Source organism: Nocardia ninae NBRC 108245, assembly GCF_007990755.1.
GTDB classification, from domain to species: domain Bacteria; phylum Actinomycetota; class Actinomycetes; order Mycobacteriales; family Mycobacteriaceae; genus Nocardia; species Nocardia ninae.
This window is the reverse complement of the sequence record NZ_BJXA01000014.1, coordinates 144,006-156,233: the sequence shown is the minus strand read 5'-3', so window position 1 is coordinate 156,233 and position 12,228 is coordinate 144,006. Positions and strand designations below refer to the sequence as shown.

Sequence of the window (12,228 nt, the reverse complement as noted above, 5' to 3'; positions counted from 1 at the left end):
ACCACCGGCATCCGTCGGCGAGACCGCCTGTCCGCCTTGGTGTTGCGCTGCGGAAGAGAGCTGTCCATCCGAATCCACCGGAACTCGGTCGGCAGCCGGGCCCGACTCGGCCACCGAGCCGGCCTCGGCACCGACAGCCGTGTTGTTGACAGGACCTGCCCCGCCGGTCTCCTGACCACGGGCAGCTGAACTCGCACCCAGCCCGGACCCGGACCCGGCGGACCCATCTCGGTCTGATCTCGGCGCGGCGCTCGCGCTGTCCGACGCGGGCGCACCCGCCGTCTCGCGGCGAATGGCGGCGAGCGCCTCGGCACCGCGTCGGCGGTTCGATTCGGCAGGGGAAGCACTGACGGGCGCGGGGCGCGCAGCGGGGGTAGCAGGCGCCGAACTCGCTGCTGCGGCGGGCGCGGCGGGAACCGCGCCACCGGCGAATCCGCGCTCGAGGCGTTCCAATCGCTGCAGCGTGGCGGACTCCGCATCGGACACCGACGGCAGCAGCATGCGCGCGCAGACGACTTCCAGCAGCAGGCGTGGCGACGTGGCGCCGCGCATCTCGCCGAGTGCCGCGTGCAGCAGTTCGGCGTAGCGAGCCAGCGTGGCCGGGCCGATGCGCCCGGCTTGATCGCGCATGCGGTCGAGAACGTCGCCGGGACCGGAGACCAGGCCGCGGTCGATGGCGTCGGGGACCGCGCGCATCAGGATGAGGTCGCGCAACCGCTCGAGCAGGTCGACGGCGAAGCGGCGCGGATCGTGACCCGCCTCCATCACGCGGTCGACGGTGCCGAACAGCGCGGCGCCGTCGTTGTCGGCCAGCGCGAGGACCGCGTCATCGATCAGCGCGACATCGGTGACACCGAGCAGCGAGACCGCTCGGGAGTAAGTGACGCCCTCCGGACCGGCACCGGCCAGCAGCTGGTCGAGCACGCTGAGGCTGTCGCGCGGCGAACCACCGCCCGCGCGAATCACCAAGGGGTACACCGCCTCTTCGACGGTCACCTGCTCCTGGTCGCAGATCTTGCCGAGCAGTCCGCGCATGGTGGCGGGCGGCAACAGCCGGAACGGGTAGTGGTGGGTGCGCGAACGAATGGTCGGCAGCACCTTGTCCGGCTCGGTGGTGGCGAAGATGAAGATCAGGTGCGCCGGCGGCTCCTCGACGATCTTCAGCAGCGCGTTGAAGCCCGCCGTGGTGACCATGTGCGCCTCGTCGACGATGAACACCCGGTAGCGGGATTCGGCGGGGGCGTAGAAGGCGCGGTCGCGCAGTTCGCGGGTGTCGTCGACGCCGCCGTGACTTGCGGCATCGAGCTCGATCACGTCCAGATTGCCCGGCCCGCCCGGGCCGAGCGCGATGCAGGAGGGGCAGACACCACACGGCGTCGAGGTGGGCCCCTGCACACAGTTCAGCGACCGCGCGAGGATGCGCGCCGAGGAGGTCTTGCCGCAGCCACGCGGGCCGGAGAACAGGTAGGCATGACTGATCCGGCCGGTGTCCAGGGCGATGCTCAGTGGGTCGGTGACGTGCTCCTGACCCACTACCTCAGCGAACGTTGCCGGTCGGTACTTCCGGTACAGAGCCACGGCCAGAGGTTACCGGCGCGCACCGACAAAGAACACTCGCGCTGACCGCCGGGCCAGGCGCGGCGAAACCGCACCACTGGCGGCCATCACCGTGTGATCCAAATCACAGGATTCCACAGGCCTTCTTAACGCCCGCTGACCGATAACAACAGCGGCAACGCGTGAGCTATCGCTGACGAAGAACCGGTCGAACGCGGGAAAATACCGCCCAATTCCCCCTTGTAGACCGGAAAATATGTACTCACGCCCTGATTTACCGCAGGTTTGTGGAGATAACGAAAGCGTCAACACACGTGACACCGACGCAATCCGCTGGCTACCGTGGCAAACGGCAACTTCGGTAGCCAAACCTTCATCAGGTTGGTTGCCCCGGCCGGTCCCTCATCCCGACCGGGGCACAACCAAAGTTCCCGCACAACCAAAGTTCCAGCGCAGCCGAGTGCCACTTCCATCGGAGGAACTTCTCACCGTGCCGTCGCCTGATGACATCGCCGCCGCGTTGCTTTCCAGCACCGACTTCGCCGGCGACCGCTCCGCGGTCGATCTGCTGAGCCGCGCGATCAGCCCCCAGGACTTCGCGATCAAACGCGACTCGCTCCCGGTGGCCGCCGCGGCCGATCCCGCCACCTCCGCCGCCATCCTCGAGCTGCTCGAGCGCGGCCAGGTGCCCACCATGGCCGCGATCCGCACGCTCACCGCGCAGAACGAGATGCGCCGCGAGGCCGAACGCATCGAGCGCCTCGGCCGCCGCGCCCAGCGCAGCATCGACGACTTCGGCCGCGCGCTCGCCACCCTGGCCGACGCGCACTGGACCGCACACGGCATCGGCCCGACCCGGCGCGACGTGCTGTCCTCCGACGAGGTCATGTCCCTGATCCGAACCCGCATCGGCGACATCGCCCCGTCCGCGGTGAAACACCTCTGGCTGATCGAACGCGCCCAGCGCGCGGGCTGGATCGCCTCCAACGCCAACGCCGGATCGTTGTGCGCCGGGCGGCGGTTCTACTCCGACCAGTACGGCAACCGCGTCTCGCTGCGTCCGGTGAACACGATCGGCACCGCGGTGGCCGCCTACCTCGCCGACTACCAGGCCGAGCACGGCCGCGCCCCGCGCTGGTCCACCGTCGCCCAGGAGCTGCGTGACGATCGAGGCCGCCGGGTCTTCCACAACACCGCCGACGCCCGCGTTCAGGAACGGTGGCTGACCACCGCCGAATGGGTCGCCATCCAGGACGATCTCCCGGTGCCCGGCAAGCGCGGTCAGCGCGCGATAGCCCGCAAATCCCGCGTCTGATCGCACCCGTTTTCACGGAGCCCGACGACAAACATCCCATGTCCGAAGTGGCGCGCAACTCCTAGACCAGCGCAAATCCGGGAATGAGCATTCGGTAATTTCCTTGCAACGCACCCCGCGTGGAAGGAGTTACCTTGTCCACACCCCTGGATCCCGCGGCCACCGCCTGGCTGCTCATCAGCACAGCCCTGGTGCTGCTGATGACCCCGGCGCTCGCGCTGTTCTACGGCGGGATGGTGCGCTCGACCGGCGTGCTCAACATGCTGATGATGAACTTCATCGCGATCCCGCTGGTGACCGTCGCCTGGCTGCTGTTCGGCTACAGCCTGGCCTTCAGCGACGACGCAGGCGGCGGGTTGATCGGCAACCTCGACCATGTCGGCATGGCGGGCATCGATCCGACCACGCTGCGCGGCGCGGTACCGGAGCTACTGTTCGCCACCTTCCAGCTGACCTTCGCGATCCTGACCGCGGCCCTGGTCAGCGGCGCCATCGCGGACCGCGCGAAATTCGCCGCCTGGATGATCTTCGTGCCGCTCTGGGCGCTGGCGGTCTACGCGCCGATCGCGCACTGGGTGTGGGGACCGGACGGCTGGCTCGCCTCGTTCGGCGCGCTGGACTACGCGGGTGGCCTCGTCGTCGAGATCGCTTCCGGCGCTTCGGCACTCGCGCTCGCACTGGTGCTCGGCCCGCGCATCGGATTCAAGATCGACGCGATGCGCCCGCACAATCTGCCCTTCGTGCTGCTCGGTGCGGGCCTGCTGTGGTTCGGCTGGTTCGGCTTCAATGCCGGATCCGCGCTGTCCGCGAATGGTGTTGCGGCGGCGGTCTTTTTGAACACGCTGGTGGCAGGCTGCCTCGGTATGCTCGGCTGGCTCGCGGTCGAGCAGATCCGCGACGGCAGGCCCACCACCTTCGGTGCGGCGTCAGGCGTGGTGGCCGGTCTGGTCGCCATTACCCCGTCCTGCGGGTCGGTGAATACGCTCGGCGCGCTGATCGTCGGGCTCGCCGCCGGCGTGGTGTGTTCGTTCGCGGTGGGTTGGAAATTCAAAGCGGGCTATGACGATTCGCTCGACGTGGTCGGCGTGCACTTCGTCGGTGGCATCGTCGGCACGGTCTTGATCGGCCTGCTCGCCACCCAGGTGATGACCGGTGGCGTCGACGGGCTGTTCTTCGGCGGCGGGCTGGCGCAGCTCGGCAAGCAGGTGGTCGGCGTGCTCGTCGTCGCGGCGTACGCGTTCGCGGTGAGCTTCGCGCTCGGCAAGCTGATCGATCGCACCATCGGCTTCCGGGTGAGTCCCGAGGACGAGACGGCGGGCATCGACTTCGCCCTGCACGCCGAGACCGCCTACGCCGAGGGCGTGCACGGACACTCGCCGCGCCGGTTCGGTGAAGGCCACTTCGGCCAGGGAAATGTGGGTGATCGGGATCACTGAACGAGCGAGAGTTCGCTCTATCGGCGAGTCGTTAACGGCGTTACGCTAACGCCGTTAACCTACTGCGCCGAGCAAGGGAGCCGCGCGTGCTGATTCGGATTGCTCAGATCGCCACCCGATATCCACGGGCGATCCTGCTCGCCGCGGCCGCCCTGGCGATCCTGTGCGGGGTGTTCGGCGCGACGGCGGCGTCGCATCTGAAGTCGGCGGGTTTCACCTCGCCCGATGCGGAGTCGTCCGAGGTCGAGCGGCTCCTCGCGGACAATTTCGAGGGTGCCTCGCCCAACTACGTGCTGCTGGTCAGCTCGGCGGCGGGCGCCGACGCACCGGCCACCCGCGCGGCGGGCACCCATCTGGTGGACACGCTGCGCGCCCGCGCCGATGTCAAGGGTGTGCAGTCGTATTGGACCGCCCAGCCCGCGGTGGCCTCCGCGCTGCGCAGCACCAGCGGCAAGGACGCGCTGGTGCTGGCGTACCTGACCGGCGACGAGACCGACGCGCAGCGGACCGCGGGCGAGCTCACCGAGCAGCTCACCGGAACCACCGACGGCATCACCGTCCGGCAGAGCGGCGTCGCCGCCGTCTATCACGATGTGAACGAACAGATCACCCACGACCTCGCCGTCGCGGAGGGCGTGGCGATACCGATATCGCTGGTCGTGCTCGTGCTGGTGTTCGGCAGTCTGATCGCGGCCGCGCTGCCGCTGACGGTCGGTATCTTCGCCATCCTGGTCACGCTGGCCATTCTGCGGATGTTCACGCTGGTCACCGACGTGTCCATCTACGCGCTGAACATGACCACCGCACTGGGTCTCGCGCTGGCGATCGACTACAGCCTGTTCATCGTCAGCCGGTACCGCGAGGAGCTCGCCAACGGCCTCGATCCGGTGCCCGCCACCATTCGCGCGGTGCAGACCGCAGGGCGCACGGTGCTGTATTCCGCACTGACCGTGGCGCTTTCGCTGGCGGTGCTGAGCATCTTCGACATCTACTTCCTGCGCTCGTTCGCCTACGCCGGCGTCGCGGTGGTCGCCACGGCCGCGGCGGCGGCGATCGTGATCCTGCCCGCCGCGCTGGCGCTGCTCGGGCACCGGGTGAACGCGCTCGACATCCGAGTTCCGTTGCGCCGCATGTTCGGCCGCTCGGCTCCCGATCCGATGGCACCGCTGGTGCCGGAACAGAGCCGCTGGTATCGCATAGTGACCTGGGTGATGGGGCATTCCGTACCGGTCGCGCTGGTGCTCGTCGCACTGTTCCTCGCGCTCGGATCACCGTTCCTCTCGGTGAAATTCGGCTACCCCGACGACCGGGTGCTGCCGACGAGTGCCGCCAGCCGCCAGGTCGGTGACGTGCTGCGGGCCGAGTTCCCGGCGGCCAACTCGGGCAACAACACCACCGTCGTCCTGGACGGCTATCACGGCGGGCCCGGGCCGGTCGGCGAGTACGCCAAGGGACTGTCCCGCACCGACGGGGTGTCGGCGGTGCTGTCCAGCGCCGGTGTCTTCGTCAAGGGCGCGCGAGTGGCCGGTGGCCCGCCCGGAATGGCCAACGGCACCGGCGAATACCTCACTGTCGCCACCCGCGTCGACCCGTTCTCGCCTACCGGCGAGGCACAGTTGCGGGACCTGCGGGCGGTGCCCGCGCCCTCGCCCGCGCTGTTCGGCGGGGCCGCGGCGGTCAATGCCGATGCCCTCGACTCGCTCGGCAAGCGCATGCCGCTGGCCATCGCGCTGATCGCGCTCGCCACCTTCGTGGTGCTGTTCCTGTTCACCGGTAGTCTGCTGTTACCGCTCAAAGCCATTGTGCTCAATACTCTTTCGCTGACGGCGGCGTTCGGCGCGATGGTGTGGATATTCCAGGACGGCCACCTGTCCGGACTGCTCGGCTTCACCGCGGTGGGTTACATGACGCCGACGATGCCGATCCTGATGTTCTGCCTCGCGTTCGGGATGTCGATGGACTACGAGGTGTTCCTGCTCTCCCGGGTGCGTGAGGAATGGCTCGCCTCCGGCCGGGTGGTGGACGGCGTCGTGGTGCGCACCGCGAAGGACAACGAGCACGCGCTGGCGGTCGGCGTCGCCAGAACCGGCCGAATCTTTACCGCCGCAGCCGTTCTCATGGCTATCGTGATCGGCGCGATGGTGACCTCCAAGGTGTCGTTCATTCAGCTGATGGGCCTCGGCCTCACGCTGACCGTGCTCGCCGACGCCACCCTCGTCCGCACCATGCTCGCGCCCGCCCTGATGAAGCTGATGGGCACCGCGAACTGGTGGGCGCCCGCGCCGCTGGCCCGCCTGCATGCCCGCATCGGGTTGCGCGAGCACGCCGATGCCGTTCCCGCCGAGCGCGTGTCGGCCGGTCGCGAATGATCCGTACCGGCCGATCCCGCTCGGCGCGCGGCAGCGGCGCCCAGCTGCGCACCGAAATACTCGATGTGGCAAGGGAATTGCTGGCCCGCACCGGCCATGCCGACGCGGTGTCGATCCGGGAGATCGGCAAGCGGGTCGGGGTGAGCGCGCCCTCGATCTATCGGCACTTCGCCGATAAGGACGAGCTCATCGAGGCGGTGGTCGTGCAGGTCTTCGAGGACCTGGACGCCGCGATAGCGGCCGAGACCGATCTGACGGTGTCCCCGATCACCCGGCTGTATCAGCAGGGGCTGTCGTATGTCCGGTTCGCCAGGGCGCATCCCGAGCAGTATCGGCTGGCGACCACGCCGACCACGGCCGGCGGCGCGGTGGATCAGGTGCTCGGTAGCGGTGCGTTCCAACGCTTCTCGCAATCGGTGCAGGAATGTATGGACGCGGGCGTGTTCACCCCGGGTGACCCGATGCCGATCGTGCTCGACCTGTGGGCGGCCGCGCACGGCATCGCGTCGCTGCTGATCGCCAAACCGTTCATCCCGTGGGGCGATACCGAGGTGGCGGCGGGCCGAGTGCTGCGCGCGGCGTGCGTCGGCCACGTGGTGGTCGACATGATCGGTAGCGATGCGGCGCCGGACGAGGCCGCCGACTGGCTCGGCGAGCTGCGCCGCAAGCTCTGAACTTTCGCGCCCCGCATTGGAATCTGGCTGCGTTTTTCCCTCGTTCTCCTGGGCTTTCTGCTCGATGCTTTGCCTCGACAGCACCGTCTAACGAGGGATCGCAGTACATGAGGATGAGGAAGCTTGCCGTGGTCGCGGCGCTGGTGACCATGGCGACCGGAGTCGCCGCAGGCACTTCCGTCGCCACACCGCAGACCACCGAGGGCCCGGTGAACTTCACCGCGCGCGCCACCGACAAGTCATCGATCATCACGACCGATTCGGGGTCGCTGGTCGTCGAGGACGACGCCTTGAAGATCAAGTCCGCCGACGGCACCGTGATCGCCGGGACGCCGTTGCGGCTGCGCATCGACGACTTCGAATTCCCGATCGCCGCCCAGATTTCCCAGCGCACCGCCACGCTCACCCCGCAGATCGACGAGCAGCACGCCACCTACAAGCCGGTCGCGCTGCCCTTCGAGGACAAGGCGCCGTGGAAGTCCGAGTACGACCGTGAGCAGGCCGCGTGGAGTCGGCTGACCAGCACGATCAGTGCGGGCGCGACCATCGGAACCCTGGTCGGCGGGCTGGGCGGCGCGGCCGTCGGTTGCGTGCTCGGCGGCATCCTCGGCGCCACCGCCGCTTCGGCCACCATCATCGGCCTGTTCGGTCCGTTCCTCCCCGCTGCGGCCATCGGTTGCCTCGGCGGCATCATCGCCGTGGGTGCCCTCGGCACTGTCGCAGGCCAGATCTTCATCACGGCGCCGGTCGCGATCGGTGCGGCGATCCAGTACTTCACCACGATCAACCAGCCGTTCAACCCGCCGAAGTAGCTCGCGGTCGCCACTGCCGCGACTAGGTCCCGCCCAGCATCCGCTCGCTGGGCGGGACCTTTCGTTTTCGACTGCTTTCCTCGCTCGACCGGCACCTGAAGCCGCCGACATGGCTGCCGCGGCTCGGCGGCGACCTGCGGAAACGGTGTGTGCGACAACACAGCGGCGGATTGAGGCTTGGTGAGTCGTGGGCAGCGGTGTTAATTTCATCTACATGTCTGCCAACCGATCGAGCGCCCTGCGCGTCACCTATGTGACCGCCGCGCTTGGTCTGCGGCTGCCATTGACCCGCGAACTGTGTTGTCGCCCTTGCTGCAGCTGAGCTGCTTTTCCGGCTCGTTTGCTGCCTAGTCGCCCATGTAGGCACGTCCCGCCAGTCGCGGGACCTCGGCAAGGAATCTGCACTATGTCCCTCCCTACCCTCGAACGATCCGTCGCCAGGGTCGGCGGCGGCCGCGTTCGCGTCCAGCGTCCCGTGGTCGCCCCGGAACTGCGCATCGCCGACAACCCCGCGGCCGCGGTGCTCCGCTCCGCCACCGGCGGCCCCGTCTCGCGCGACAATGCCGCGCGCTCAACAGGTTTGAGCATCGCGACGGTCAACCGCCAGGTCTCCGCGCTGCTCGCCGCCGGCCTGCTGCGGGAACGGCCCGACCTGACGGCCTCCGGTGCGGTCGGACGACCTCGGGTGCCCTTCGAGATCGACCACGAGGCGTACCTGACCCTCGGCATCCACATCGGCGCCGCAGTCACCAAGATCGTGGCGGCCGACCTGCGCGGCCGCATCCTCGGCGGCCTGGCCATCGCCACCCCGCAAACCGGCCAGGAATTCGCCACCACCACCGTCGCACGCAGCGCCAAGGCGTTCCTGCAGCGCTGGCATCGGCGCAAGCCGCTGTGGGCGGGCGTCGCCATCGGCGGGCGGGTCGATCCGCTCACCGGCGTGGTCGACCATCCCAAGCTGGACTGGCAGGGCGCGCAGATCGGCGCCGTGCTCGGCGAGGTGCTCGAGCTGCCCGTCTCGGTGGCCCCGCACGTCGAGGCGATGGCGGCGTCGGAGTTGTTGCTGCCGACCATCGAGGCGCGCGACACCGCCAACGGCCGGGTCGCCGGTCCGGAACGCGGCAGCAGCCTGTACTTCTACGTCCGCGAAACCGCCGGTGTCGCGGTCACTTTGGATGGCCGCGTACACACGCCGAGCAACGGACCCGGCTCGATCGCGCACTTGCCGACCGGCTCCGATGTCGAGTGCACCTGCGGCAGGCGGGGTTGCCTCGAGGTAACCGTCGGCGACCGTTCGCTGCATTCGCGGGCCGTCGGGCGCGGCATCATCCCGGCGTACCACGGCAACGCGGGCTCCACCATCGTCGACCTCTACCGGGCGGCGGAATCCGGTTCGGAACCGGCCAGGGAACTGCTCGCCGAACGCGCCACCATCCTCGGCCACACCGTGGCCATGGTCCGGGACATGCTCAACCCCGACCGGGTAATCCTCGGCGGTCAGGCCTTCACCGGCTACCGCCCCGCCGTCGCCCACGTGGCCCGCGCCTTCAACCAGGGCTCCACCCTCCCGCCCACCGACATCCGGATCAGCGGATTCGGCGGCAAGGTCCAGGAATTCGCCGCAGTGGTCACCTCGCTGAGCGTGCTCTACGCGGACCCGCTCGCGGCCATCCGCCGGACCGCCCTCGGCGACTGAGCGGTACCTCCGGGAGCCGGCCTGAGCGGACACTTTTCGTGTCGGTCAGGCCGGATTCGGTTCTCGTGCATCGATAGTGGGCGCGTAAGCCGCCGTACTATCGGTGCGGGTCGCCTGCCGTGGCGAACAGTCCTTCCAATGCCGTGATGAAGAACGGGAAGTGGCCTGCGAAGCGCTGGAGGTTGCGGTCGCGGTCGAAGCTGCCGAACCAGTAGAGGCCAGGTTGGGAGTCGGCGGAGGGGTTCAGGTCGCGGAAGGCGCGAATCCAGTTGTCGGCGCGGCCGCCGATCACCATGAAGGGCAGGGCACGGGAGAACACGGTCTCCTGGTCGAGCGGCGGAACCTGTTCGCGCCGGGTCGATTCCAGGCCGCGCTGGAGTGCGCGGATCTGTCTGGTCAAGGTGAGGCCGTGCGCGGTGCGCACCGGCAGGTACTTCGGCAGCAGCAGGGTGGCAATACCGGCGAGCGCGATCGCGACGCCGACCAGCGCATGACCCGAGGTCAACGCAAGCGCGATCGTCGCGGCGACACCGCCGACGAGCAAGGCACCGCCCAACCAGGTCGCCGGGCCCAGGCCGCGGCGATTGCTGAAGGTGCCGCGGGTGACCGCGTCGGCGACGAGCGCAGCCCGCACCGGTCCGGACTGCACCCGGCCGGGCGCACGCAGTTCGGTGATGGTGACGGCGTCGGTGCCATCGGGCAGCAGCGCCGCGTAGACGGCCTTCTCATAGGCACGCAACTGGTCGTCGGGCGCGTTGACCCGGGTGATCCGCCAATCCGTCTCACCGAGCGGCGTGATCCAGATGTACCGGCGCACAGCGAGATCCACCACGGTGGCGGCGATATCGACAGGGTCGACATGCTCGTCGAGCAGCAGCCCCGCCTCGCCGGGCAGTACCCCGTCCGGCGAGGTGAACTGCACCCGTTCGCCATCGCGCACCAGCGGGTCAAGCGTCTCCGATCCAGTTCCGGCAGCGGCATTCTCGCGCCGCGCACGGAGGACGAAGGCGGCCAGCCCGGCCAGCGCCAGCAACAGCACGCCGAACGCGATGAGCACCGGTGTGGTGATCGCGAACGGACCGGAGTCGCTGGTGTCGCGCACGTCGGCGTTGCTCGGCACACTGCCCGGCGGCAGTTGCAGGGTGAGGTCGATCGCCTCGCCCTTCTTCAGATCGGTCTGCTCCAGATGGAGCACGCCGTCGACCTCGGTCATCACATCGGCGCACGGCCTGGTGTTGCCGGGCTGGCCGAGTTTGCAGTCCACGATGCCCATTTCGAAGCTCGGGCTGATCAAGGTGGCGCTGATCGAGGCGATATCGGTGCCCATCACGCCGAGCCAGTTGAACACCTGACTGCCGGGCGCATCGTTGACGAGGTTGTGCACCGAGTAGGTGAAGGTCGACTCACCCGGTTTCGCCTCGATGGTGAATTGATCGTTCGCCACCGTCGCGGTGCCCGCGCCCTTGGTGTCCACATCGGTGACCTTGAAATGGCGCTCGACGTCGTCGCTCACCTTCAGCCGCAACGGCAGCGACATCCGGAACGTGCCGTCCTGCGGCACCGTCACCTGCTCGACCACCTCGAGCACACCCTCGCGGCTGAGCTTCAGATCGGCAATGATGGACACACCGGTCGGCGCGGGCTGGGTGTGGGCAATCGGGGCGGTCGCGAGCAATCCCGCGGTGGCGAGCAGCAGCGCGCCCAGGGCGCCCCACCGAAAAGTCAGCATGGCTGCCTACTTTAGACAGCTTGCTATTCTGCGTCATCGGCTGTCGGTGATCATTGAGACGAGGGGGTACGGGGGCGTGACACAACCACCGTACGGAAACGGACCGGTTCCGCCTGGTGGGCGAGCTGTTCCGCCTTCGCCCGGATACGGTCAGCCGGTCGGCTCGGGGTATGGACCCCCGCCGGGGCAAGGCCAGCCGCCAACGCACGGTCAGCAGCCGGGGCAGAGCCAGCCGCCGGCGCACAGCGAGCAGAGTCATGGTCAGCAGCCCGGTTACGGTCAACAACCCGATCACGGCCAGCAGCCCGGACCAGGCCAGCCGGGATACGGGCAGCCGCTGAATCAGCAGCCCGGATACGGCCAACAGCCAAGTCAGCAACCGGGTTACGGCCAACAGCCGGGTTACGGCCAGCCTCCTGGCTATGGTCAACAACCTGGCTACGGCCAGCCTCCTGGCTACGGCCAACAAGCTGGCCATGGTCAACAACCTGGCTACGGCCAACAAGCTGGCCATGGTCAACAACCTGGCTACGGCCAACCCCCCGGCTACGGCCAACAACCTGGCTACGGCCAGCCCCCCGGCTACGGCCAACAACCGGGTTACGGCCAACCCGCCGCCTACGGTCAGCAGCCGAATTAC

8 protein-coding genes are annotated in these 12,228 nt (G+C 68.5%); 6 read left to right on the top strand and 2 right to left on the bottom strand.

Going from position 1 to position 12,228, the window contains the following annotated elements; all coding sequences use genetic code 11:
- Positions 1 to 1,578: DNA polymerase III subunit gamma and tau (locus NN4_RS13695; RefSeq protein WP_246180855.1), on the bottom strand; the 1,578-nt coding region annotated here is incomplete at its 3' end.
- 469 nt (positions 1,579 to 2,047) lie between these two features.
- On the opposite strand from NN4_RS13695, the gene NN4_RS13690 reads away from it, so the two are divergent.
- The 6 genes from NN4_RS13690 (at position 2,048) to NN4_RS13665 (ending at position 9,859) form a co-directional block, all read left to right on the top strand.
- On the top strand, positions 2,048 to 2,872 hold the full coding sequence (locus NN4_RS13690) for a hypothetical protein (protein ID WP_147130387.1): 825 nt from the start codon (positions 2,048 to 2,050) through the stop codon (positions 2,870 to 2,872).
- 134 nt (positions 2,873 to 3,006) lie between these two features.
- Complete coding sequence (locus NN4_RS13685; protein ID WP_147130385.1) at positions 3,007 to 4,308, top strand: ammonium transporter; 1,302 nt, start codon at positions 3,007 to 3,009, stop codon at positions 4,306 to 4,308.
- 86 nt (positions 4,309 to 4,394) lie between these two features.
- Positions 4,395 to 6,677: an MMPL family transporter gene (locus tag NN4_RS13680; RefSeq protein WP_147130382.1), complete on the top strand. Its 2,283-nt coding sequence runs from the start codon at positions 4,395 to 4,397 to the stop codon at positions 6,675 to 6,677.
- A complete protein-coding gene (locus NN4_RS13675) occupies positions 6,674 to 7,351 on the top strand; it encodes a TetR/AcrR family transcriptional regulator (RefSeq protein ID WP_147130379.1) in 678 nt (225 codons plus the stop codon). The genes NN4_RS13680 and NN4_RS13675 overlap by 4 nt, the downstream gene beginning before the upstream one ends.
- 107 nt (positions 7,352 to 7,458) lie before the next feature.
- Complete coding sequence (locus NN4_RS13670; protein ID WP_147130377.1) at positions 7,459 to 8,163, top strand: DUF8020 domain-containing protein; 705 nt, start codon at positions 7,459 to 7,461, stop codon at positions 8,161 to 8,163.
- A 406-nt stretch (positions 8,164 to 8,569) separates the two neighbouring features.
- Positions 8,570 to 9,859, top strand: coding sequence for an ROK family transcriptional regulator (locus NN4_RS13665; protein WP_147130375.1), 1,290 nt, complete (start codon positions 8,570 to 8,572; stop codon positions 9,857 to 9,859).
- 97 nt (positions 9,860 to 9,956) lie between these two features.
- On the opposite strand, the gene NN4_RS13660 is transcribed toward NN4_RS13665, so the two are convergent.
- A complete protein-coding gene (locus tag NN4_RS13660) occupies positions 9,957 to 11,588 on the bottom strand; it encodes a DUF2207 family protein (RefSeq protein WP_147130373.1) in 1,632 nt (543 codons plus the stop codon).
- Between the last annotated feature and the right edge of the window lie 640 nt (positions 11,589 to 12,228).